This window comes from Pseudomonas sp. SMN11 (genome assembly GCF_052041945.1).
Classification (GTDB): Bacteria; Pseudomonadota; Gammaproteobacteria; order Pseudomonadales; family Pseudomonadaceae; genus Aquipseudomonas.
This window is the reverse complement of record NZ_JBKGGW010000034.1, coordinates 1-22,650: the sequence shown is the minus strand read 5'-3', so window position 1 is coordinate 22,650 and position 22,650 is coordinate 1. Positions and strand designations below refer to the sequence as shown.

Below are 22,650 nucleotides of genomic sequence, written 5' to 3'. Positions count from 1 at the left end.
CCTGAATACATCGCTGCACACATCACAACACTCAAATAAACACACAGCGATTCAGCTTTGCCCTTCTGCCTACAACAACAAGTTCAACGGAGAGGTCAAAAATGCGCGTTTCAGTCCCCCGCTCCATCCGCAATACCCTGGCCAGCGCCGCTGTCATGGGCCTGGCCTTCAGCGCCCAGGCCGCTGAAGCCCCCCAGTGGCAAGCCGTCCAGAAAGCCGGCGTGCTGCGCTGCGGCGCTGCCGTTGCCGCGCCCTACGTGATGCGCGATGCCGCCAGCGGCCAGTACAGCGGCTACTTCGTCGATCTGTGCCGCGATTTCGCCGAGAAGGTACTCAAGGTCAAGGCACAGTTCGTCGACACCAGCTGGGACAACCAGGTCGCCGGCCTGCAAAGCGGCAAGTGGGACCTTGCCATGGCCCTCAACCAGACCCCGGAACGCGCCCTCGCCGTGGCCTTCTCGGTGCCGGCTACCGACTACCAGGTGTCGCTGCTGGTGAACAAGGAAAACCCCAAGTTCAGCGGTGCCGGCAGTGTCATCACCGACTACGACAAACCCGGTGTGACCATTGCCGTGATGTCCGGCACCGCCGCAGACAAGGCCGTCTCCGCCGTTGTGAAGAACGCCACCGTGATGCGCCTGCCGGGCTCCGACGAAACCCGTATGGCCCTGATGTCACGCCGCGCCGACGTGCTGGCCGACGCCAGCGACACCAACCATCTGTTCGCCCTGGCCAACGACTGGGCCAGGGAAGTCTTCCCCACGCCGGCCCTGGCCAAGCAAGGCGTGTCGTTTGGCGTCTCGCGCGAGATGTCCGCCGCGGACCTTGCGGTGCTCAACATCTACCTGACCCAGCGCCGCGAAGCCGGTGAGATCGACAAGCTGGTAGACAAGGCGTCGACCGCAACCAACGCCGCCGACAAGCCCGCCCAGTAAAGCCCTGTGCCGAAGGCGCCGCCCGATGCGCCTTCGTGGAGACGAAACGATGAACACTCCCCGATTGGTGGCTGCCCAGCCACAGGCTTCGCTCACCCCGGATTTGCCCCAGGGCGGCGATTTCATCCAGCTGCATGACGTCTGCAAGGCCTATGGCGAGCAGCTGGTGGTGATGGACCGGATGAACCTCGACATGCGCGCCGACGATCGCCTGGTGATCATCGGCCCGTCGGGCAGCGGCAAGAGTTCGCTGCTGCGGGTGCTGATGGGCCTGGAGGGCATCCAGGGCGGCCACATCCAGTTCCAGGGCAAGCCCTACATCGCCGGCGAGCGCAAGCACGGCAAGCCACTGGACGAAGCCCTGCACAAGCAGGTCGGCATGGTGTTCCAGCACTACACGCTGTTCCCGCACCTGTCGGTGCTGGGCAACCTGATCCTGGCGCCGGTCAAGGTGCACGGCCTGAGCAAGGCCGAGGCCACCGAAAAGGCCCGCGCCTACCTCGCCCGGCTGGGCCTGGAAAGCAAGCTGCACGCTTATCCCAGCCAGCTGTCCGGCGGCCAGAAGCAGCGCGTAGCGATTGCCCGGGCGCTGATGCTCGAACCGCGCCTGATGCTGTTCGACGAAGTCACCTCGGCGCTGGACCCGGAAATGGTCACCGAGGTGCAGAACGTGATGCTGCAGCTGGCCGAGCAGAAGATGGCGATGATCATCGTCACCCACGACATGCACTTCGCCCGGCATATCGCCACCCGCGTGGTGTTCTGCGCCAACGGCAAGGTGGTCGAGCAAGGCCACCCCGAGCAGCTGTTCACCTCCCCACGCGAACCGCGTACCCGCGAGTTCCTGGAAAAGGTCCTGCACCTGGATTGAGGCCGCCGCGATGAACTACCAATTCGACTTCCACTTTCTCAACGGCAGCCTGCCGGCGCTGCTCGACGGCCTCAAGGTCACCCTTGAGCTTGCGCTGGTGGCCAACCTGATCGGCCTGACCTGCGGCTTCGTGCTGTGCCTGATGGCGCTCAGCCGCTGGTGGGTCATCCGCTGGCCGGCGCAGCTGCTCATAGAGTTCTTCCGCTGCACCCCGGCGCTGCTGCAGATCGTCTGGTTCTTCTACTGCGTGCCGATGCTGTTCAACGTGTTCATCGACCCGATCGCCATGGGCTTCCTGGCCCTGGGGCTGAACCTCACCGCGTTCAATGCCGAGGCCTATCGGGCCGGTGTGCAGGCGGTGCCGCGCGAGCATCTGGATGCCGCCATCGCGCTGGGCCTCAAGGGCTGGCAACGCACGCTGTACGTGGTGCTGCCGCAGTCGCTGCGCAGTGCCCTGCCGGTGCTGATCACCAATGGCATCGGCACCCTGCAGCAGAGCGCGCTGGTGGCCATCGTCGCGGTCGCCGACCTGATGTATGTGGGCAAGAGCCTGGCCACCGAGGCCTACCGCCCGCTGGAAACCTACACCCTGATCGCCCTGGTCTACTTCGCCCTGTCGCTGCCGGTCGCGCAGCTGGTGCAGTGGTTCGAACGGCGCCAGGACCTGGCCGCGCAACGCTGAGGAGACCGCCATGCCACTCGATTTTTCAGTCGTGCTGCACTACTGGCCGGTGCTGCTCAAGGGCCTGGCCCTGACCCTGGCATTCACCGCCGTGTGCGCCCTGCTGGGCATCCTCGCCGGCTTCGTGCTGAGCCTGCTGCGCCAGTTCAGGACGCCGCTGCTGCGCCTGCCGCTGACCCTGTACGTGGAGTTCTTCCGCGGCACACCGCTGCTGATCCAGCTGTTCTGGGTGTTCTTCTGCTTCCCGGTGGTATTCGGAGTGGATATCCCGCCCTACGGCTCGGTGTTGATCGCGCTGACCCTGTATATGGCGGCGATCACCAGCGAGACCTTCCGCGGCGCACTCAAATCCATCGCCAGCGAACAGCACGACGCCTGCACTGCGCTGGGCCTGAACTCCCGGGTCAAGGTGCTGTACGTGGTGTTCCCCCAGGCCCTGCTGCGCGCCGTGCCGCCGCTGCTGTCGAACGTGGTCAGCCTGTTCAAGGAGAGCGCGCTGATCTCCTCGGTCGGTGTCGCCGACCTGATGTTCGTCGGCCAGAACATTTCCAACAGCACCGCCCGCCCGGTCGAGTTCCTCTCGGCGGTGGCGGTCATCTACTTCCTCGTCGCCTTCCCGCTCACCCGCCTGGTCGGCGTGATCGAAGGGCGCCTGCTGCGTCGCTACGCCTACTGATACCTCACCCAAGGAGACTTGCACATGAAACTCAACGGCATCCTGCCTGCCCTGGTCACCCCGTTCAACGCCGCCGGCAAGGTCGACCACGACACCCTCGCCGCGATCCTCGAACACCAGCTGGCCGCCGGCGTCAGCGGCTTCGTGCCGCTGGGCTCGACCGGCGAATACTACGCCCTGGCCAACGACGAGCGCCGGCAGATCCTCGCCACGGTGAAGGAAGTGGTCGGTGACCGCGGCACTCTGATTGCCGGGGCCAACGGCTCTTGCACCCGTGAAGTACTGGAGCAGGTCAGGCAAACCGTCGACGCCGGTTATACCAACCTGCTGATCGCCCCGCCCTACTACGCACTGCCCTCGCAGGAAGAGCTGCTGGCCCATTACCAGACCATCCTCGAGGCCTTCCCCGAGATCAACGTGGTGCTCTACAACTACCCGATCCGCACCAATGTCGAAGTCGGCATGGACGTGATCGCTGCACTGCACCAGCACCCGCGTGTGATCGGCATCAAGGAAAGCAGCGGCAACCTGTTGCGCGCCATCGAGATCGGTGAGAAATACAAGGGGATCCAGCTGTCCTGTGGCTCCGACGACCAGGCCCTGGACTTCTACCTGTGGGGTGCCGACAGCTGGATCTGCGGGCCGGCCAACATCTTCCCGGAGAAGGTCGTGGCCTTCCACCAGGCCTTCACCCGCGGCGACATCCGCGGTGCCCAGCAGGTGATGCGCAGCCTGTTCCCGGCCATGGCCAACCTGGAAAGCGGCAAGTTCGTGCAGAAGGTCAAGTACGGCGCCGAGCTGGCCGGCTTCAAGGTCGGCAACGCCCGCGCCCCGCTGCTGCCGCTGACGGATGAAGAAAAGGCCGAATTCCGCAAGGTATTCGAAGCTTCGCAACAGTAATCGCAAGGGGCCGCTTTGCGGCCCATTCGCGGGGCAAGCCCGCTCCTACAGAGCGGCGCGGACCCTGTAGGAGCGGGCTTGTCCCGCGAATCGAGGGCAAAGCCCTCGCCTTCACCCAAGAGCCTGACCCATGAACAACCCGCACCCTACCCCGCAACAGGCCGTGGTCATCGGCGGCGGCATCGTCGGCGTCTGCTGCGCGCTGTACCTGCAGCGCGACGGCCACCGGGTGACGCTGATCGACCCCGCCGCCCCCGGCGACAGCACCGCCAAGTGGAGCTGCGGGCAGATGGCCGTGAGCGAAGTGATCCCGCTGTCCAAGCCCGGCATCCTGATGAAGATCCCCGGCTGGCTGCTCGACCAGAATGGCCCCCTGGCCCTGCGCCCGAGTGCGCTGCCGGGGATCCTGCCGTGGTTCATGCGTTTTCTCGCCTGCGCCCGCCCGGCCAAGATCCACGAAATCGCCCAGGACATGGCGCGCCTGACCCAGCACGTGTACGAGAACTACGCGCCGCTGCTAGACGCCTGCCCGGACAAGTCCCTGCTTGGCCAGCGGCCGATCCTCGAAGTCTTCGACTCCCCCGCCGGCCTCGCTCACGAACGCCCGCACCTGGAACTGCGCAAGCAGCTGGGCTTCCGTTCCGAAGAGCTGGACGGCGCCGCTATCGGCGACCTCGAACCGGCCCTGGCCGGCAAGTTCCAGCATGGCCTGCTGTTCCCCGACTGGCGCGCCGTGAGCGACACCGAAGGCTTCATCGCCGCACTGACCGAGAGCTTCATCGCCCTGGGCGGCAAACGCATCCGCCAGCGCGCGCTGAAGATCGAGGAAAACCATGACAAGGCCAGCGGCGTGGCCCTGGCCGACGGTGCCCATGTACCCGCCGACCTGCTGGTGGTCGCCGCTGGTACCGGTGCGCGCCCCTTCTTCGACACGCTGGGGGTCAATATTCCGCTGGCCGGCATCGCCGGTTACCAGGCGGTGCTGCCGCAACCTGGCGTCGAGATCCGCCATTCGGTGATCTACGCCGACGGTGGCTTCTGCTTCGCACCGATGACCCGTGGCCTGCAGATCGGCGGCACCATCGAGTTCGCCGGGCCCAATGCCCAACCCAATTTCAGGCGCGCCGAAATCATCCTGGAAAAGGCCCGCCGGATGCTGCCGCAACTGCGCACCGAAGGCATGGAGTTCGGTGTCGGCTACCGCCCGTTCCTGCCAGACACCAAACCGGTGATCGACCGCTCGCCACGTCTGCAGAATGTGCTCATGGCGTTCGGCCACGGCCAGCTCGGCCTCACCCTCGGCGCCACCACCGGCCGCCTCATCAGCGACCTCGCTGGCGGCCGCCGCCCGGCCCAGGACCTCAGCCCCTTCAGCGCCCGACGCTTCGCCCTTATCGGAGGACATGCATGAACCGCTACGACCAGCTGTACATCAACGGCCAATGGACCGCGCCCATCAACAACGGGCGCTTCGACACGATCGACCCGAGCGACGAAACATTGATTACCCAGGTGGCCGCTGCCACCGCCGAAGACGTCGACGCCGCCGTCGCGGCCGCCCGCAACGCCTTCGACAACGGCCCCTGGCCACAGCTGCCCGGCCATGAGCGCGCCCGCGTGCTGCGCCGTATCGCCGCGCTGATTCGCGAGCGCCAGCAAGCCCTGGCCGAGCTGGAAGTGCGCGACAACGGCAAGCCGCTGCCTGAAGCGCTGTGGGACATCGGTGACACCGCAGGTTGCTTCGACTACTACGCGGAGCTCGCCGAGAAGCTGGACGATCAGCGCGAGCAAGGTATCGCCCTGGCAGACGATCGCTTCACTGCGCTCGCCCGCAAGGAGCCGATCGGCGTGGCCGGCGCGATCATCCCGTGGAACTTCCCGATGCTGATGGCCGCCTGGAAGGTCGCGCCAGCCCTGGCGGCCGGCTGCACGATGGTGCTCAAGCCGTCCGAACTGACCCCGCTCACCGCCCTGGAGCTGGCCCGCATCGCCGATGAAGCCGGCCTGCCGGCAGGCGTGCTGAACGTGGTCACCGGCCTCGGTACCGACGCCGGTGCCCCCTTGGCCGAGCACCCGGATGTCGACAAGTTGGCCTTCACCGGCAGCGTGCCCACCGGCAGCCGGATCATGCAAGCGGCGGCCCGCGACATCAAGAACATCAGCCTGGAGCTGGGGGGCAAGTCGCCGTTCGTGATCTTTGCCGACAGCGACCTGGATGCCGCGGTGGAGTGGATCCTGTTCGGCATCTTCTGGAACCAGGGCGAAGTCTGCTCGGCCACTTCCCGGGTGCTGGTGGAGCGTGCGCTATACGCGCCGCTGCTCGCCCGCCTTGAGCAGGAGGCGCGCAAGATCACCCTCGGCAACGGCCTGGAAGATGGCGTGCTGCTCGGGCCGCTGGTCAACCGCGGCCAGTACGACAAGGTGCTGGCCGCCATCGAACGCGGTCGCGAAGAAGGTGCGCGGCTGGTCTGCGGCGGTGAGCGCCCGGCGCACCTCGACAAAGGCTACTACGTGCAGCCGACCGTGTTCGCCGACGTGCCCGAAGACAGCTGGATCTGGAACGAAGAGATCTTTGGCCCAGTGGTCTGCGTTCGACCCTTCGATAGCGAAGAAGAAGCCGTGCGCTCGGCCAACCGCTCACGCTTCGGCCTGGGTGCGGCCGTCATGTCAAGAGACCTGCAGCGCTGCGAGCGGGTCGCCCGCAAGTTCCGCGCCGGCATCGTCTGGATCAACTGCTCGCAACCGACCTTTACCGAGGCCCCCTGGGGCGGGTACAAACACAGCGGGATCGGCCGCGAGCTGGGTGAATGGGGCCTGAACAACTACCTGGAAACCAAGCAGATCACCCGCTACGACAGCCAACAGCCCTGGGGCTGGTACATCAAGTGAGGTAACGCCATGCGTTGGAAACAGACCCTGCAACTGGCCGAAGTGCACTGCGAGGGCGAGATCGGCAAGGTCATCACCGGCGGCGTGCTGGGCATCCCTGGCGCGACCATGCTCGACAAGATGAACCACATCAACGAGGTGGACGACAGCCTGCGCCGTCTGGTGACCCTGGAGCCCCGTGGCTGCCTGCAGATGTCGGTCAACCTGCTGCTGCCGCCGACCCGTCCCGAAGCCCACGCCGGCTTCATCGTGCTGCAGGCCGACAAGGCCCACCCGATGTCGGGCAGCAACTGCATCTGCGTGGTCACCGCCCTGCTCGAACTGGGCATGGTGCCGATGCAGGAACCGGAAACCACGGTGGTGCTCGACACCCCCGCCGGCCTGGTCACCGCCCGCGCCCAGTGCGCGGACGGGCGCTGCCTGGGTGTGTCGCTGGACATGGTGCCGGCGTTCGTCGAGCACCTGGACCTGGCCATCGAAACCGAGGCGTTCGGCACGCTGAAGGTCGATGTGGCCTTCGGCGGCGTTTACTACGCGCTGATCGACGTCGAGCAGACCGGCCTGACCATCACCGCGGAAAACGCCCGTGCCCTGGCTGATGCCGGGGTGGCGCTGAAGGCGGTGATCAACCGCCAGCTGAACATCGAGCATCCGCTGCTGCCCTCGGTCAACGAAGTGGCCTACGTGATGTTCCGCAACCGCCTCGACGGGCGCACCTACCAGACCTGCACCACCCTGCCCCCGGGCCGGGTCGACCGCTCGCCGTGCGGCACCGGCAGTTCGGCCAACCTCGCCACCCTGGCCGCCCGTGGGCTGGTGCAGGCGGGCGACAGCCTAGTGTCACGCTCGACCATCGGTGGGCAGTTCCAGGTCGAGATGCTGGGCACCACCGAGGTGGCCGGGCGCCCGGCGGTGCTGCCGCGGGTCACCGGGCGTGCCTGGCTGTACGGCCTGCAGCAACTGGGCGTGGACCCGGACGATCCGCTGGCGGCAGGCTTCATGCTCAGTGACACCTGGGGCGCCGGCCTGCAGTGATGAAAACGATCGGGGCTGGCCTGTATGATGGAGGCCAGCCCAACCGAGACCTGATGATGGCCAAAGACACCGAAACCGAAGGCGGCGTGCGCCGTCACAGCGGTCGCTACATCTACGAGGAACTGCGCAAGCAGATCCTCACCCTCAAGCTCAAGCCCGGCGTGCAGCTGGACGAAGTCTCGCTGGCCGCGCAGTTCGGTCTGTCGCGCTCTCCGGTGCGCGATGCTTTGGCGCGGCTGATCACCGAAGGCCTGGTGACCATCCTGCCGAACCGCACCACCTTGGTGACGCCGTTCGAGATCGAGGAGTTTCCCAACTACATTTCGGCCCTGGACCTGATCCAGCGCGCGGTCACTCGCCTGGCGGCGACCCAACACCGCGAGGAAGACCTGGCCAACATCCGCAAGGCCGATGCCGCCTATCTCAAGGCCGTCACCGAGGGTGACTTCCAGGCCATGTCGGAGCTGAACAAGGCCTTCCACATGGCCATCGCCCAGGCCGGGCGCAACCCGTACTTCATCAATTACTACGAACGCCTGCTCGGTGAAGGGCAGCGTTTGCTGCACCTGCATTTCGACCACATTGTCAGCTCCGCCAGCAGCCATCGGCTGGGGCGTGACCATGAAGAAATGATCGAGGCGATTGCCGCGCGCGATGCCGATGCGGCAGAGAATGCGGCGCATGAACACACCATGCTGTTCCAGCGGCGGTTCCTCGACTACATGCAGCAGAACCTGACCGCGCGGATGGCGGTGTCCTGAGTTTTCTGCACTGGCCCTTTCGCGGGGCAAGCCCGCTCCTACAGGACAGCGCCGACCGTGAAGGTAGTGCTAAACCTGTAGGAGCGGGCTTGCCCGCGAAAGGGCCGGCAAGTCAGGCGCGATAGCCCGACACCTATTTGCTGGCCCAGGCATTGAAGCGCTGTTCCAGCTCTTCACCATGGTCGACCCAGAACTCCACATTCATCGCCAAGGCACCCTGAAGGTTCTCCGGCGAGGTCGGCACCCAACTGGCCAGCGCCGGGTCCAGCTTGGCCGCCGCCTGGGTATTGGTCGGCCCATAGGGGATCTGCTCGACGTAACGCACCTGGGTATCCGGCTGGTTGGCATAGCTGATCAGGCGCTTGGCCTGGTCGACATGCTTCGAGCCCTTGATGATCGCCCAGTAGTCCATGCCATACAAGCTGCCAGGCCACACCACCGCCAGCGGGCTGCCTTGCTGGGCGGCCACGGCGATGCGGCCGCTGTAGGTCGAGGTCATCACCACGTCGCCTGCGGTCAGCCACTGCGCCGGTTGCGCGCCGGCATCCCACCACTGGATATACGGCTTGAGCTCGGTGAGCTTGGCAAAGGCACGCTCGACACCCGCCGGGGTCGACAAGACCTTGTACACGTCATCGATCTTGACCCCGTCGGCCAGCAAGGCGAATTCCAGGTTGTACACCGCACGCTTGCGCAGGCCACGCTTGCCCGGATACTTCTGCACGTTCCAGAAATCGGCCCACGAGGTCGGCGCCTGGGCCAGCTTGTCGCGGTCGTAGGCAATCGCCACGCTCCACACCAGCGCCGCCGAGCCACAGTCCTGGGCCGCCGCAGGGATCAGTTCGGCGGCATGCCCAAGGCGCTGCCAGTCGAGGTGCTCATAGATGCCCTCGTCGCAGCCGCGCATCAGGTCCGGCCCCTCGATCTGCACCACGTCCCAGTCGACATTGCCGGTATCGGCCATCACCTGGATGCGCGCCATCTCGCCGTTGTATTCGCTCTGGATCAACTTGCTGCCGTCCTGGGCGCTGAAAGGCTGGAAGATCGCCACATCCTGGGCTTTCTGACCGGCGCCGCCATAGCCGACCACGACCATCTGCGGCGCCGCTTGCGCACCGCTCAGGCCTAGGGCCAACAACGCTGCGCAAAGGCCGGTACTGCGAGGAAATGCCTGCATCGAGTTGCCTCCTGCCGGTACCTTCCAGCGTCAGCTCGAAGGCCCGTTTCTTGTTGTTGTGAGGTCACGCGCCACTGGCGTGGCTGGAAAAAAGCTAGTCGGGCGCCAGTAAAAAAACAAGTTGATTTTTTACTGAAGCTACACTTTCATGAGAAAAACAAGAACGACACCGCACCGGAGCTGCCCGCATGACGACCGCCTTCGCCCACCTCTTCGAGCCCCTGCAGATCCGCGGCAAACGCCTGAAGAACCGCATCATGTCGACCGGCCACGACACCTGCCTGCCCACCGACAACCTGGTAAACGACAAGCTCATCGCCTACCAGCGCGCCCGCGCCGCCGGTGGTGTCGGCCTGATCGTGCTGCAGGTGGCCGGGGTGCATGACAGTGCCCGCTACACCTCGCACGTGCTGATGGCCACCGACGACGCCTGCATCGACGGCTACCGGCGCCTGGCCGAAGCCTGCCACGCCCACGGTACGGTGGTGCTGTCGCAGCTGTTTCACCCGGGGCGGGAGATCATGGAATCGGCGGACGGCCTGCTGGCGGTGGCCTACTCGGCCTCGTCGGTGCCCAACGAGCGCTTCCGGGTCATGCCACGGGCGCTGGACCAGGCGATGATCGACGAGATCGTCCGGGGGTATGCGAGCGCCGCCCGGCGCCTGCACCAGGCCGGCCTGGACGGTGTCGAGGTGGTGGCCAGCCATGGTTACCTGCCGGCGCAATTCCTCAACCCGCGGGTCAACCAGCGCACCGATGGCTACAACGGCGACCTGAAACAGCGCCTGCGCTTTCTGCGCGAAGTGCTGGCTGCGGTAAGGGCGGCCACCGACGAGCAGTTCATCGTCGGCCTGCGCATCAGCGCCGACGAGCGCGACAGCGAGGGCCTGAGCGAAGACGAATCGCTGGCTGCCGCCCAGGCCCTGCAAGACCAGGTCGACTACCTGCACATCGTCGCCGGCACTTCGGCGTCGCTGGGTGGCGCCGTGCATATCGTGCCGCCCATGGCCATCGCCCCGGCCTACCTAGCACGCGAGGCCGGCACCTTCAAGCAGCACCTGGACATCCCGTTGTTCGTCACCGGGCGCATCAACCAGCCGCAGGAAGCCGAACTGATCCTGGCGCGCGGCCAGGCCGACGTCTGTGGCATGACCCGCGCACTGATCTGCGACCCGCAGATGCCGGCCAAGACCGAACGCGGCCAGGTCGAGGATGTGCGCGCCTGCATTGCCTGCAACCAGGCGTGCATCGGCCATTTCCACCGGGGCCTGCCAATCTCCTGTATCCAGCACCCGGAAACCGGCCGCGAATTGCAGTACGAAAACCCTGCCCCCGCTACCGCACGCAAACGCATCCTGGTGGCGGGCGGCGGCCCCGCCGGCATGAAGGCCGCAGCTGTTGCCGCTGCCCGGGGGCATGACGTCACCCTGTACGAAGCCAGTACACAACTCGGCGGCCAGATACAGCTCGCGCAACTGCTGCCCCGGCGCGCCGAATTCGGCGGTGCCAGCACCAACCTGCAGCGGGAAATGGAACTGGCTGGCGTGCGCGTAGTACGTAATACGCGAGTGGACCGCGACCTGGTCGAACGCGAACGCCCCGACCTGGTGATTGCCGCCACCGGTGCCACGCCCTATTGGCCATCGTTCGAACGTAGCGGCGAGCTGCAGGTGGTGGATGCCTGGCAGGTCCTGCGCAATGCGGCCACCCTCGGCCGCTCGGTGCTGGTGATCGACTGGCGCTGCGACTGGATCGGCCCCGGCATTGCCGAGCGCCTGGTCCGCGACGGCCACCAGGTGCACCTGGCGGTCAACGGCACCCACTGCGGCGAAACCCTGCCGCTCTACGTACGCGACCAGCTGGCTGGCGAGCTGCACCGCCTGGGCATCCCGATCACGCCTTACGCCCGCCTGTACGGCTGCGACGACAACACCGTCTACCTGCAGCACACCGCCAGCGGCGAGCCGATGATCTTCGAAGGTATCGACACCCTGGTGCTGTGCCTCGGCCACCAACCTCAAGACACCCTGGCCGCGGAGCTGGCCGGCCTGGTGGAGGTGCGACGCATCGGCGACTGCCTGGCCCCACGCACGGTCGAGGAAGCGATCCATGAGGGCCTGACAGTTGCCTGGGCGCTCTGAGCCTGGCCATACTGCGGCTTTCCCGATGGACCGAAGCGCATGAGCCAGCAACCCCAGTTCCCGCCCGTGGCCGAAGAAGGCGGCAGCGCGCCACAGTTCCTCGGTGGCCGCATCCGCGGCCTGCGCAAGCGCCGCGGCATGACCCTGGCGGAGCTGGCAGCGCACAGCGAGCTGACCGCCGGCTACATCAGCCAGCTGGAACGCAACCTGTCGTACCCGTCGATCCCGGCGCTGTTCAACATTGCCCGCAGCCTCGGCGTGACCATCCAGTGGTTCTTCGCCAGCGAAGCCACCACCGCCCCCGAAGACCAGGGTTACGTGGTGCGGCGCAACAGCCGGCTGAGCGTGCATTACGAGGACGGCATCGTCGACCAGCTGCTCACCCCGCAGCCCAACCGTCAGCTGGAGATGCTGCACTCGCGCTTTCCACCGGGCACCTACAGCCAGCAGAGCTACAGCCATGAAGGTGACGAAGCGGGTTATGTGCTCTCGGGCAGCTTCGAGGTGTGGGTCGGCGAGCGCCACTTCCTGCTGGGCGAAGGCGACAGCTTCAGCTTCTCCAGCCAGGAGCCGCACCGCTATGGCAACCCTGGCGAGGTGGATGCTGTGATCATCTGGGTGATCACCCCGCCGACATTCTGAATCCGAGGACACCATCACCACCAGGCGACGCCCGATACAATGACCGAACCCAACCAGCAACTCGACCCACCGCTGCTCCCCGTCGACCACCCAAGGGTCTTGGTCTTCGTCGCCTATCCACAAATGGGCCTGCTCGACCTCAGCGGCGCGCAGACCGTGTTCTGGGCAGCGACCAAGGCCATGGCCGAGCGCGGCCTGCCGGGCTACCGCTTGCACACCGCCAGCCTGGAAGGTGGCCTGCAGCAAACGGCCGAAGGCCTGGTGGTCGCCAGCGAGCGTCTGGACGATGTCATGACGCAAACCGTGGACACGCTGATCGTGCCCGGCGCCCCCGACATCATCCGCAGCCTCCCCGATCACGGCCCGCTGATCAGCTGGTTGCGCCGTGCCAGCCACCACGCCAGGCGCACCGCTTCGGTGTGCAGCGGCACCTTCCTGCTTGCCAGCGCGGGCCTGCTCGATGGCCGACGCGCCGCCACCCACTGGGCCATGTGCGAGGTGTTGCGTCGCGACTTCCCGGCCGTGGAGGTTGACCATGAGTCAATCTTCGTCCAGCAGGGCAGCGTCTGGACCTCTGCCGGCGTGAGCGCGGGTATCGACATGGCCCTGGCGCTGGTCGAACTGGACTGCGGCCGCGACGTGGCGATGCAGGTGGCGCGCGAGCTGGTGGTGTTCCTCAAGCGCCCCGGCGGCCAGGCGCAGTTCAGCGAGCTGCTCAAGTCCCAGGGCCAGGACACGGGGGCATTCGAGGCGCTGCACCTATGGCTCAACCAGCATCTGCACGACCCACGGCTCAGCGTCGAGCACCTGGCCGAACAGGCGCACATGAGCCTGCGCAACTTCACCCGGGTATACAAGCAGAAAACCGGCCGTACCCCGGCCAAGGCCATCGAGGTGTTCCGCCTCGAAGCGGCGCGGCGGCTGCTGGAGAACAGTGACGGCCACATCGAGCAGATTGCCCGCCAGTGCGGCTTCGGCAGCGAAGAGCGCATGCGCCTGGCCTTTCAGCGCCATCTGGCGGTGACCCCTCGCGACTATCGGGCACGCTTTGCCCGCACGGTACCTTTGGCCGAAATTCAGGGTTCTCTGGCCTAGGGTGCGGCAGCTGGTCGCTCGTAACATCGTTGACCGCAATGACGGTCTATCTTGTCTACCGGTCTTTCCTCATGGACCACCCAGGAGCATAACGATGAAGAATATCCTGATCATTGGCGCCGGCTTCGCAGGCCTGTGGAGCGCCCTGAGCGCCATCCGCCAACTGGACCTGCACGGCCGCCGGGATGTCCAGGTGACACTGCTCGCCCCCCAGGCCGAACTGCATGTGCGCCCGCGCTTCTACGAGCCTGAAGTGCATACCATGGCCGCACCGCTGCAGGAGCTGTTCGATGCAGTGAACGTGCGCTTCGTCCACGGCACGGCTTTCCATGTCGATGAAGCCGAGCGTCGCGTACGCTACCGCACGCCATCCGGTACCGAATGCAACCTGCCCTACGACCGCCTGATCATGGCCTGCGGCAGCGTGCTCAATCGCCCGGACATGGTGGGTATCGAACACGTCTTCGATGTCGACAAGATCGACAGCGCCGCGCGCCTCGAAACCCACCTCAAGGCCCTTGTCGACCGGCCCGAGAGCCCGCCACGCAACACCGTGGTAGTGGCCGGCGGCGGCTTTACCGGTATCGAGACCGCCACGGAACTGCCGACGCGCCTGCGCGCCATTCTCGGCGAGGACGCCAACCTACGGGTGGTCGTGATCGACCGCGGGGCGAAGATCGGCGCCGCGCTGGGTGACGGCATCCGCCCGGCCATCGAACAGGCCTCCGAGGCACTGGGCATCGAATGGATCTGCGGCACCACTGTGGCCTCGGTGGACCGCGACGGGGTGCTGCTGGACAACGGCCAGCGCATCGACGCCGCCACGGTCATCTGGACCGTGGGCTTCAAGGCCAACCCGCTGACCGAACAGATCAGCGGCGAGCGCGACCGCCAAGGCCGCCTGCATGTCGACGGCAACCTCAAGGTCATCGGCAATGACGCGGTCTACGCGGCCGGGGACGTGGCCTACGCCGCCTGCGACAACCAGGGCAACTTCGCGGTAATGTCGTGCCAGCATGCCATTCCGCTGGGGCGCTATGCCGGCAACAACGCAGCGGCCGAGCTGATCGGCGTGGCGCCGATGACCTACAGCCAGCCCAAGTACGTGACCTGCCTCGACCTTGGCGCGTGGGGCGCGGTGTATACCGAGGGCTGGGAACGCACCGTGTCGCCACCGACCGACAAGGCCGAGGCCAAGCTGCTTAAATCGCAGATCAACTCGATCTGGATCTACCCGCCGACGGCGGAGCGTGCGGCTGCCCTGGCGGCGGCGGACCCGACCATTCCTGTGGCCTGACCCAGCGCATTCGCGGGCACGCCTCGCGAATGTCCCCCTCTCCATGCAGCCCACGCTCGCGCCTGATGCATTTGCGCTTTCCTCCGAACCCATGGCATAGATGCAGGTCAACGTCTTTGGCTGACTGCCTTCGCGCCTTCCCAGGAGAACCCTGCATGAGCAAGCACCCTTACGTCCCGCCCAAGGTCTGGCGCAACGACGCGGCCTCCGGCGGCCAGTTCGCCAGCATCAACCGGCCGATTGCCGGGCCGACCCATGACAAGGAGTTGCCGGTCGGCAAGCACCCGCTACAGCTGTACTCGCTGGCCACCCCCAACGGCGTCAAGGTCACCATCCTCCTCGAAGAACTGCTCGCCCTGGGCCACAGCGGCGCCGAATACGATGCCTGGCTGATCCGCATCGATGACGGCGACCAGTTCTCCAGTGGCTTTGTCGAGGTCAACCCCAACTCGAAGATCCCCGCCCTGCTCGACCGCAGCGTCGAGCCGCCGGTGCGGGTGTTCGAGTCCGGTTCGATCCTGCTGTACCTGGCGGAAAAGTTCGGTGCCTTCCTGCCAAAAAAACCGGCTGCACGCACCGAAAGCCTCAACTGGCTGTTCTGGCAGATGGGTTCTGCCCCTTACTTGGGCGGCGGCTTCGGCCACTTCTATGTGTATGCGCCGGAGAAGATCGAGTACGCCATCAACCGCTTCACCATGGAAGCCAAGCGCCAACTCGACGTGCTGGAGCGCCGCCTGGCGGTCAGCCGCTACCTCGGTGGCGACGAATACAGCATCGCCGATATCGCCGTATGGCCCTGGTACGGCCAGCTGGTGCGCGGCAACCTGTACGGTGCGGCCGAATTCCTGGCGGTGGACGAATACCCGCATGTGCAGCGCTGGGCCGAAGCCATTGCCCAGCGCCCGGCCGTGCAGCGTGGCACCCGGGTCAACCGCACCTGGGGCGATGAAGCCAGCCAGGTACCCGAACGGCACTCGGCGGCCGACCTGGATTGAGGCTGTCGGGGCCGCTATGCGACCCCGACAATGCCCCGTTGCAAAAAACCATTTCTCCCGCGCAAACCTCCCAGCCCTGATCCCTTCTTGTACACTCCTCGCACTAGCCCCAACCTGCACAAATTTTGGTGAAAGCATGATCGAGGTAACCGAGGTTTCCATTGCCGAGCTGCGCGACGCGCTCGAAACCGGCCGCACGACGGCAGTCGAGTTGGTCAAGGCCTACCTGGCACGCATCGACGCCTACGATGGCGCCGACACCGCCACCGCACTGAACGCCGTGGTCGTACGCAACCCTGAAGCGCTCAAGGAAGCCGAGGCCTCCGACGCCCGCCGCGCCAAGGGCCAGGCCCTGAGCCCGCTGGACGGCATCCCTTACACCGCCAAGGACAGCTACCTGGTCAAGGGCCTGACCGCCGCCTCCGGTAGCCCGGCGTTCAAGGACCTGGTCGCCCAGCGCGACGCCTTCACCATCGAGCGCCTGCGCGCCGCCGGTGCCGTGTGCCTGGGCAAGACCAACATGCCACCGATGGCCAATGGCGGCATGCAGCGTGGCGTCTACGGCCGCGCTGAAAGCCCGTACAACGCGAAGTACCTGACCGCACCGTTCGCCTCCGGCTCGTCGAACGGCGCCGGTACCGCCACCGCCGCCAGCTTCAGCGCCTTCGGCCTGGCCGAGGAAACCTGGTCGAGTGGCCGCGGCCCGGCCTCGAACAACGGCCTGTGCGCCTACACCCCTTCGCGCGGCGTGATCTCGGTTCGCGGCAACTGGCCGCTGACCCCGACCATGGACGTGGTGGTGCCGTACGCCCGGACCATGGCCGACCTGCTGGAAATCCTCGACGTGGTGGTTGCCGACGATGCCGACAAGCGCGGCGACCTGTGGCGCCTGCAGCCGTGGGTGCCAATCCCGGCCGCCTCCTCCGTGCGCCCGGCTTCCTACCTGGACCTGGCCGTCGACGCCAGCTCGCTCAAGGGCAAGCGTTTTGGCGTGCCACGCATGTACATCAATGCCGACGCCGAAGCCGGCACCTCCGAGAAGCCAGGCATCGGCGGCCCGACCGGCCAACGCATCAATACCCGCGACAGCGTCATCGAACTGTGGAAGCAGGCGCGCAAGGCCCTGGAAGCGGCCGGTGCCGAAGTGCTGGAAGTCGATTTCCCGCTGGTGTCCAACTGCGAAGGCGACCGCCCGGGCGCGCCGACCGTCTACAACCGTGGCATCGTCAGCAAGGAGTTCCTGCATGACGAACTGTGGGAACTGTCGGGCTGGGCCTTCGATGATTTCCTGCGCGCCAACGATGACCCCAAGCTCAATCGTCTGGCCGATGTCGACGGCCCACAGATCTTCCCGCACGACCCGGGCACCCTGCCCAACCGTGAGGACGACCTGGCCGCCGGCATGGACGAATACGTCAACATGGCCAAGCGCGGCCTGAAGACCTGGGACCAGATCGAGACCCTGCCCGATGGCCTGCGTGGGCTGGAAAAGACCCGCAAGATGGACCTCGAAGACTGGATGGACGCGCAGGGCCTGGACGCCGTGCTGTTCCCGACCGTGGCCGATGTGGGCCCGGCCGATGCCGACGTCAACCCGGCCTCGGCCGACATTGCCTGGAGCAACGGCATCTGGGTGGCCAACGGCAACCTGGCCATCCGACACCTGGGCGTGCCGACCGTGACCGTGCCGATGGGCGTGATGGCCGATATCGGCATGCCGGTGGGGCTGACCTTTGCTGGCAAGGCCTATAGCGACAACGCGCTGCTGAGCTTCGCGGCGGCCTTCGAGGCGACCGGCTCGCGCCGGATGATTCCGCCGCGTACGCCAGCCTTGAGTTAAGGCAGACAGGGGCCGCTTTGCGGCCCATTCGCGGGCGCGCCCGCTCCCACATCTATGGCTCAGCCTTTGAATGCGGCTCTGCACCTGTGAGAGCGGGCGTGGCCGCGAATGGCCTGGAAAAGCAGATCGCAAAATTCAACGAAATGTGCATAAATACACAATAAGTTGAATTTTGTGGTTCTCCAATGCTCCCAGCCGAAGAACGCCAGCTCACCCTCACTGTCCTCAAGGCCGCCCTCCAGGCGCTGGGCAGCGTTGCCGCACGCAACATGGAAATCCTCCTGCACAACCTTGACCACCCGGAACACTCCGTGGTGGCAATCGTCAATGGCCACCTCTCCGGCCGCGTGGTCGGCAGCCCGATCCTCGCCGCCCCGGAGCAGGACCAGGGCTTCAAGGCCCTGATGCAGGCCAGCACCGATCAGCAAGGCACTGCCCCCGTAGTACTTCCCGACTACCCCACCACCCTCAAGGGCCGCACCCTGCGCAGCGCCACGGCGATCTTCCGCGACAGCAGCGGCCACCCGTTCGCCAGCCTCTGCGTCAACACCGACGTCACCGGCCTCGACGCCGCCATGCATTTCCTCCAGCAGTTGCAGCCACTCGGCGCATCCCCCGCCGAGACCAGCGAGCCCGCCGACATGGCCATCCTGATGAGTGAGATCATCGAAGACTCGCTGCACCGCACCGGCCAGGGCCGAATGAACAAACAGGCCAAGGTCGAAGCCGTGCGCGTCATGCAGGAACGTGGCCTGTTCATGGTCAAGGGCGGGGTAGAGAAAGCGGCCGCGGCCCTGGGTGTGACCCGCTACACCATTTACAACTACCTGGAACAACTGCGAGGAGCCAATCCATGACCCTGCACATCGAGACACCGTTGATCGAATCCCGCCCGCTGTCGCTGGTCGCAGGCCGCTCGGTCTGGCTCAAGCTCGACGCCCTGCAGCCCTGCGGCTCGTTCAAGCTGCGCGGGGTCGGCCATGCCTGCGAGGTGCATCACGCCCGTGGTGCGCGCCATTTCGTCTCCTCGTCGGGCGGCAATGCCGGGCTGGCCGTGGCGTATGCCGGGCGCAAACTAGGGGTACCGGTGACCGTGGTGGTGCCGGAAACCACCACTGAAAGGGCCAAGCAGCTGCTGCACCTGGAGGACGCCAAGGTGGTGGTGCATGGCAGCTCGTGGCAAGAGGCCAACGAACTGGCACTGTCCTTGGTCGGCGAAGGCGATGCTTTCATCCACCCGTTCGACGACCCACTGCTGTGGGCCGGGCACGCCAGTCTGGTCGACGAAGTGGCAGCAGCTGGGCTCAAGCCGGATGCCGTGGTGCTGTCAGTGGGTGGTGGTGGCCTGCTAAGCGGCGTGGTCGAGGGGCTGCAGCGCAACGGCTGGGGCGATGTGCCGGTGCTGGCCGTGGAAACCACAGGCGCCGCATCGCTGCATGCGGCGATGCAAGCCGGGCACACGGTGGAACTCGAACGCATCGCCTCGGTGGCCAGTTCGCTGGGCGCCAAGCGCGTGGCCGAACAGGCGCTGACCTGCACCCGGCAGCATCCCGTACAGAGCCACCTGGTCAGTGACCGGGCGGCGCTGGAGGCCTGCGAGCGGTTCCTGCTCGATCATCGGGTGCTGGTGGAGCCAGCGTGCGGGGCGGCGTTGGCGCTGGCTTTTGAAGCACATGCGTTGTCCATCTATCAGAATGTACTGGTGGTGGTGTGTGGCGGGGCCACTGCCACGTCAGGGCAGATTCAGGCCTGGCTGGAACAGGCCGACTGAGGCCAGCAAGTCCGCGCAAGATAGCCGCAGTCATGAATCTTTTTCCAGTGCCGCTTCCTTGTGCATCGCCAGATGCCCGGTCTTGTCGCTCTTCACTTCATACTGCGGTGCATCCTTCGAGCAATGCCGCTGCCGCCCGCAAAATTCGACATCACGCACATGTACCTTGACCACCGTGCCATGGATGATCCCGGCCTCGGAATTCCACTTCACGTGGTCACCGGTCTTGTATCGGTTGCTCATCGGATTCCCCTCGCCATTGGTCAGCGTGTCATCAGGCTGTTCACATCCTCTTGTACTAGTGAACCTGCCAGTTCCGAAACAATTCACCCGCAACCACTGCCACGCAGACGAAATACACCATCCGCCCTTTCGATCTGCGGCAAGTGAAGGCACAATGCGGGTCTTTTTTTTGGCCGGCCTGGCCGGGGGCCTTTAAATGATCAAGACGCCGTACTACCTCATCGACAAAACCAAGCTCCTGAGCAACATGGAGAAGATCGCCTACGTGCGTGAAAACTCCGGTGCCAAGGCGCTGCTCGCCCTCAAGTGCTTCGCCACCTGGTCGGTGTTCGACCTGATGCAGCAGTACATGGATGGCACCACCTCGTCGTCGCTGTTCGAGCTCAAGCTCGGCCGCCAGAAGTTCGCTGGCGAAACCCACGCCTACAGCGTGGCCTGGGCCGATGACGAGATCGAGGAAATGCTCGAGAACTGCGACAAGATCATCTTCAACTCGATCGGCCAACTGCAGCGCTTTGCCGAACAGTCCGAAGGCAAGGTCCGCGGCCTGCGCGTCAACCCGCAGGTGAGCAGCTCCGACTACCTGCTGGCCGACCCGGCCCGCCCGTTCAGCCGCCTCGGCGAGTGGGACCCGGCGAAGGTCGAACAGGTGATCGAACAGATCTCCGGCTTCATGTTCCACAACAACTGCGAGAACGGTGACTTCGGCCTGTTCGACAAGATGCTGTCGCACATCGAAGAGCGCTTCGGCCACCTGCTGCACAAGGTCGAGTGGGTCAGCCTCGGTGGCGGCATCCACTTCACCGGCGAAGGCTATGCGCTGGACGCCTTCTGCGCGCGCCTGAAAGCCTTCTCCGAGAAATACGGCGTGCAGGTCTACCTGGAGCCGGGCGAAGCCGCCATCACCAACAGCGCATCGCTGGAAGTGACCGTGCTCGACACCCTGTACAACGGCAAAAACCTGGCCGTGGTCGACAGCTCGATCGAAGCGCACCTGCTCGACCTGCTGATCTACCGCCTCAACGCCAAGATGGCTCCAAACGACGGCGAGCACACCTACATGGTCTGCGGCAAGTCGTGCCTGGCCGGTGACATCTTCGGCGAGTACCAATTCGATCGTCCGCTGGCCATTGGCGACCGCCTGTCGTTCATCGACACCGCCGGTTACACCATGGTCAAGAAAAACTGGTTCAACGGTCTGAAGATGCCATCGATCGTGGTCAAGCAGCTCGACGGCAGCGTCGAGGTGGTCCGCGACTTCGGCTTCGAAGACTACGTTTCCAGCCTGTCGTAAGACCGGCTTTCCAAGTAAGGAGCAAAAGGTAAATTGAAGAAGAACGTTCTTATCATTGGTGCAGGAGGTGTCGCCAAGGTGGTGGCCCACAAGTGCGCGCAGCATAACGACGAACTGGGTCGTATCGCTATCGCGTCACGGAACATCTCCAAATGCCAGGCCATCATCGACAGCGTCAAGGCCAAGGGTAGCCTCAAGGTACCCGCAGACATCCAGGCCTACTCGCTCAACGCCCTCGATGTCGAGGCGACCAAGGCACTGATCCGCGAGACCGAATCGCAGATCGTGATCAACGTCGGTTCCGCCTTCCTCAACATGTCGGTGCTGCGTGCCTGCATCGATACCGGTGTCGCCTACCTGGACACCGCCATCCACGAAGAGCCGGGCAAGATCTGCGAGACCCCGCCGTGGTACGGCAACTACGAGTGGAAACACCTCGAAGAGTGCCAACAAAAGAACATTACCGCCATTCTCGGTGTCGGTTTCGACCCGGGTGTGGTGAACAGCTACGCAAAACTTGCGCAGCAGCAATACTTCGACAGCATTGATTCGATCGATATTCTCGACGTCAATGCCGGTTCGCACGGCAAGTACTTTGCCACCAACTTCGACCCGGAAATCAACTTCCGCGAGTTTACCGGGCAAGTCTGGAGCTGGCAGAACAGCCAGTGGACCAGCAACACCATGTTCGAAGTCAAGCGTACCGACGACCTGCCGGTGGTAGGTTCGCAGAACCTGTACCTGACCGGCCACGACGAAGTTCATTCGATCTCGAAGAACCTCAATGTGCCGAACGTGCGTTTCTGGATGAGCTTCGGCGAGCACTACATCAATGTGTTCACCGTGCTGAAGAACCTCGGCCTGCTCTCCGAGCAACCGGTGAAGACCGCCGAAGGCCTGGAAGTGGTCCCGCTGAAAGTGGTCAAGGCCGTGCTGCCTGACCCGGCCTCGCTGGCCCCGGGCTACACCGGCAAGACCTGCATCGGTGACCTGGTCAAGGGCACCAAGAACGGCCAGCCACGTGAAGTGTTTATCTACAACGTAGCCGACCACGAAGAGGCCTACGCCGAGACCGACAGCCAGGGCATTTCCTACACCGCCGGTGTGCCGCCAGTGGCTGCGGCCCTGCTGGTCGCCCGTGGCGAGTGGGATGCCAAGCGCATGGTCAACGTCGAGGAGCTGCCAGCCGAGCCGTTCCTCAAGGCGCTGGACGTGATGGGCCTGCCGACCCGCGTGAAAGATGAAAATGGCGATCGTCCATGGGACGCTGAAGCCTAAGCTGTAAACCAGAAGGGGCGCCGACAGGGCGCCCCTTCTGCTTTTGCAGGCCGGCCTCTTCGCGGGCTTGTCCCGCGACTGTCTCTTCTCCACATCTTACGCTGCCGACGAAACATTGGTGGTGTAGA

The 22,650-nt window shown here is 65.1% G+C and carries 21 protein-coding genes; 19 read left to right on the top strand and 2 right to left on the bottom strand.

Annotated elements, in window-relative coordinates; translation table 11 throughout:
- Positions 1-101: 101 nt before the first annotated feature.
- From ACLEJU_RS22850 to ACLEJU_RS22810, 9 genes are all read left to right on the top strand, one after another.
- Positions 102-935 (top strand): transporter substrate-binding domain-containing protein, encoded by an 834-nt coding sequence (locus ACLEJU_RS22850; protein WP_435423050.1) that lies wholly within the window; start codon positions 102-104, stop codon positions 933-935.
- Positions 936-984: 49 nt separating this feature from the next.
- Complete coding sequence (locus ACLEJU_RS22845) at positions 985-1,806, top strand: amino acid ABC transporter ATP-binding protein (RefSeq protein WP_435423051.1); 822 nt, start codon at positions 985-987, stop codon at positions 1,804-1,806.
- A gap of 10 nt (positions 1,807-1,816) precedes the next feature.
- Positions 1,817-2,488: an amino acid ABC transporter permease gene (locus ACLEJU_RS22840; protein ID WP_435423052.1), complete on the top strand. Its 672-nt coding sequence runs from the start codon at positions 1,817-1,819 to the stop codon at positions 2,486-2,488.
- A 10-nt stretch (positions 2,489-2,498) separates the two neighbouring features.
- A complete protein-coding gene (locus tag ACLEJU_RS22835; protein ID WP_435423053.1) occupies positions 2,499-3,164 on the top strand; it encodes an amino acid ABC transporter permease in 666 nt (221 codons plus the stop codon).
- 24 nt (positions 3,165-3,188) lie between these two features.
- The gene (locus tag ACLEJU_RS22830; RefSeq protein WP_435423054.1) at positions 3,189-4,064 is read left to right on the top strand and encodes a dihydrodipicolinate synthase family protein; all 876 of its coding nucleotides are present in this window, start codon (positions 3,189-3,191) and stop codon (positions 4,062-4,064) included.
- 130 nt (positions 4,065-4,194) lie between these two features.
- The gene (locus ACLEJU_RS22825) at positions 4,195-5,475 is read left to right on the top strand and encodes an NAD(P)/FAD-dependent oxidoreductase (RefSeq protein WP_435423055.1); all 1,281 of its coding nucleotides are present in this window, start codon (positions 4,195-4,197) and stop codon (positions 5,473-5,475) included.
- Positions 5,472-6,953 carry an aldehyde dehydrogenase family protein gene (locus ACLEJU_RS22820; RefSeq protein ID WP_435423056.1) on the top strand — a complete coding sequence of 494 codons (1,482 nt, stop codon included), beginning with the start codon at positions 5,472-5,474 and terminating at the stop codon, positions 6,951-6,953. Before ACLEJU_RS22825 ends, ACLEJU_RS22820 begins: the two co-directional genes overlap by 4 nt.
- Before the next feature lie 9 nt (positions 6,954-6,962).
- Positions 6,963-7,988, top strand: a complete 1,026-nt coding sequence (locus ACLEJU_RS22815; RefSeq protein ID WP_435423057.1) for a proline racemase family protein — start codon at positions 6,963-6,965, stop codon at positions 7,986-7,988.
- A 53-nt stretch (positions 7,989-8,041) separates the two neighbouring features.
- Positions 8,042-8,749 (top strand): GntR family transcriptional regulator, encoded by a 708-nt coding sequence (locus tag ACLEJU_RS22810; protein WP_294323439.1) that lies wholly within the window; start codon positions 8,042-8,044, stop codon positions 8,747-8,749.
- A 133-nt stretch (positions 8,750-8,882) separates the two neighbouring features.
- Here the strand turns inward: ACLEJU_RS22810 and ACLEJU_RS22805 are convergent, their stop codons facing one another.
- The gene (locus ACLEJU_RS22805; RefSeq protein WP_435423058.1) at positions 8,883-9,926 is read right to left on the bottom strand and encodes an ABC transporter substrate-binding protein; all 1,044 of its coding nucleotides are present in this window, start codon (positions 9,924-9,926) and stop codon (positions 8,883-8,885) included.
- Between the two features lie 188 nt (positions 9,927-10,114).
- On the opposite strand from ACLEJU_RS22805, the gene ACLEJU_RS22800 reads away from it, so the two are divergent.
- From ACLEJU_RS22800 to ACLEJU_RS22765, 8 genes are all read left to right on the top strand, one after another.
- Positions 10,115-12,067, top strand: coding sequence for an oxidoreductase (locus tag ACLEJU_RS22800; RefSeq protein WP_435423059.1), 1,953 nt, complete (start codon positions 10,115-10,117; stop codon positions 12,065-12,067).
- A gap of 39 nt (positions 12,068-12,106) precedes the next feature.
- Entirely contained in the window at positions 12,107-12,709 is a 603-nt protein-coding gene (locus tag ACLEJU_RS22795) for a helix-turn-helix domain-containing protein (RefSeq protein ID WP_435423060.1), read from the top strand.
- A 39-nt stretch (positions 12,710-12,748) separates the two neighbouring features.
- Positions 12,749-13,804, top strand: a complete 1,056-nt coding sequence (locus ACLEJU_RS22790; protein WP_435423061.1) for a GlxA family transcriptional regulator — start codon at positions 12,749-12,751, stop codon at positions 13,802-13,804.
- 94 nt (positions 13,805-13,898) lie between these two features.
- Positions 13,899-15,101 (top strand): NAD(P)/FAD-dependent oxidoreductase, encoded by a 1,203-nt coding sequence (locus tag ACLEJU_RS22785; protein ID WP_435423062.1) that lies wholly within the window; start codon positions 13,899-13,901, stop codon positions 15,099-15,101.
- Between the two features lie 155 nt (positions 15,102-15,256).
- The gene (yghU, locus tag ACLEJU_RS22780) at positions 15,257-16,096 is read left to right on the top strand and encodes a glutathione-dependent disulfide-bond oxidoreductase (RefSeq protein WP_435423063.1); all 840 of its coding nucleotides are present in this window, start codon (positions 15,257-15,259) and stop codon (positions 16,094-16,096) included.
- 136 nt (positions 16,097-16,232) lie between these two features.
- Positions 16,233-17,936: an amidase gene (locus ACLEJU_RS22775; RefSeq protein ID WP_435423064.1), complete on the top strand. Its 1,704-nt coding sequence runs from the start codon at positions 16,233-16,235 to the stop codon at positions 17,934-17,936.
- A gap of 185 nt (positions 17,937-18,121) precedes the next feature.
- Positions 18,122-18,793, top strand: a complete 672-nt coding sequence (locus tag ACLEJU_RS22770) for a helix-turn-helix transcriptional regulator (protein ID WP_435423065.1) — start codon at positions 18,122-18,124, stop codon at positions 18,791-18,793.
- On the top strand, positions 18,790-19,707 hold the full coding sequence (locus ACLEJU_RS22765) for a pyridoxal-phosphate dependent enzyme (RefSeq protein WP_435423066.1): 918 nt from the start codon (positions 18,790-18,792) through the stop codon (positions 19,705-19,707). The genes ACLEJU_RS22770 and ACLEJU_RS22765 overlap by 4 nt, the downstream gene beginning before the upstream one ends.
- Positions 19,708-19,737: 30 nt before the next feature.
- Here the strand turns inward: ACLEJU_RS22765 and ACLEJU_RS22760 are convergent, their stop codons facing one another.
- Entirely contained in the window at positions 19,738-19,950 is a 213-nt protein-coding gene (locus ACLEJU_RS22760; protein ID WP_435423067.1) for a DUF2945 domain-containing protein, read from the bottom strand.
- Positions 19,951-20,146: 196 nt separating this feature from the next.
- On the opposite strand from ACLEJU_RS22760, the gene ACLEJU_RS22755 reads away from it, so the two are divergent.
- Positions 20,147-21,244, top strand: a complete 1,098-nt coding sequence (locus tag ACLEJU_RS22755; RefSeq protein WP_435423068.1) for a carboxynorspermidine decarboxylase — start codon at positions 20,147-20,149, stop codon at positions 21,242-21,244.
- A 33-nt stretch (positions 21,245-21,277) separates the two neighbouring features.
- Positions 21,278-22,522 carry a saccharopine dehydrogenase family protein gene (locus tag ACLEJU_RS22750; RefSeq protein WP_435423069.1) on the top strand — a complete coding sequence of 415 codons (1,245 nt, stop codon included), beginning with the start codon at positions 21,278-21,280 and terminating at the stop codon, positions 22,520-22,522.
- Positions 22,523-22,650: the final 128 nt, after the last annotated feature.

Excerpts from the sequence above, each read along its gene's own strand:
- ACLEJU_RS22850 (WP_435423050.1), top strand. The coding sequence starts at position 102 with ATGCGCGTTTCAGTCCCCCGCTCCATCCGCAATACCCTGGCCAGCGCC.
- ACLEJU_RS22845 (WP_435423051.1), top strand. The coding sequence starts at position 985 with ATGAACACTCCCCGATTGGTGGCTGCCCAGCCACAGGCTTCGCTCACC.
- ACLEJU_RS22840 (WP_435423052.1), top strand. The coding sequence starts at position 1,817 with ATGAACTACCAATTCGACTTCCACTTTCTCAACGGCAGCCTGCCGGCG.
- ACLEJU_RS22835 (WP_435423053.1), top strand. The coding sequence starts at position 2,499 with ATGCCACTCGATTTTTCAGTCGTGCTGCACTACTGGCCGGTGCTGCTC.
- ACLEJU_RS22830 (WP_435423054.1), top strand. The coding sequence starts at position 3,189 with ATGAAACTCAACGGCATCCTGCCTGCCCTGGTCACCCCGTTCAACGCC.
- ACLEJU_RS22825 (WP_435423055.1), top strand. The coding sequence starts at position 4,195 with ATGAACAACCCGCACCCTACCCCGCAACAGGCCGTGGTCATCGGCGGC.
- ACLEJU_RS22820 (WP_435423056.1), top strand. The coding sequence starts at position 5,472 with ATGAACCGCTACGACCAGCTGTACATCAACGGCCAATGGACCGCGCCC.
- ACLEJU_RS22815 (WP_435423057.1), top strand. The coding sequence starts at position 6,963 with ATGCGTTGGAAACAGACCCTGCAACTGGCCGAAGTGCACTGCGAGGGC.
- ACLEJU_RS22810 (WP_294323439.1), top strand. The coding sequence starts at position 8,042 with ATGATGGCCAAAGACACCGAAACCGAAGGCGGCGTGCGCCGTCACAGC.
- ACLEJU_RS22805 (WP_435423058.1), bottom strand. The coding sequence starts at position 9,926 with ATGCAGGCATTTCCTCGCAGTACCGGCCTTTGCGCAGCGTTGTTGGCC.
- ACLEJU_RS22800 (WP_435423059.1), top strand. The coding sequence starts at position 10,115 with ATGACGACCGCCTTCGCCCACCTCTTCGAGCCCCTGCAGATCCGCGGC.
- ACLEJU_RS22795 (WP_435423060.1), top strand. The coding sequence starts at position 12,107 with ATGAGCCAGCAACCCCAGTTCCCGCCCGTGGCCGAAGAAGGCGGCAGC.
- ACLEJU_RS22790 (WP_435423061.1), top strand. The coding sequence starts at position 12,749 with ATGACCGAACCCAACCAGCAACTCGACCCACCGCTGCTCCCCGTCGAC.
- ACLEJU_RS22785 (WP_435423062.1), top strand. The coding sequence starts at position 13,899 with ATGAAGAATATCCTGATCATTGGCGCCGGCTTCGCAGGCCTGTGGAGC.
- yghU (WP_435423063.1), top strand. The coding sequence starts at position 15,257 with ATGAGCAAGCACCCTTACGTCCCGCCCAAGGTCTGGCGCAACGACGCG.
- ACLEJU_RS22775 (WP_435423064.1), top strand. The coding sequence starts at position 16,233 with ATGATCGAGGTAACCGAGGTTTCCATTGCCGAGCTGCGCGACGCGCTC.
- ACLEJU_RS22770 (WP_435423065.1), top strand. The coding sequence starts at position 18,122 with ATGCTCCCAGCCGAAGAACGCCAGCTCACCCTCACTGTCCTCAAGGCC.
- ACLEJU_RS22765 (WP_435423066.1), top strand. The coding sequence starts at position 18,790 with ATGACCCTGCACATCGAGACACCGTTGATCGAATCCCGCCCGCTGTCG.
- ACLEJU_RS22760 (WP_435423067.1), bottom strand. The coding sequence starts at position 19,950 with ATGAGCAACCGATACAAGACCGGTGACCACGTGAAGTGGAATTCCGAG.
- ACLEJU_RS22755 (WP_435423068.1), top strand. The coding sequence starts at position 20,147 with ATGATCAAGACGCCGTACTACCTCATCGACAAAACCAAGCTCCTGAGC.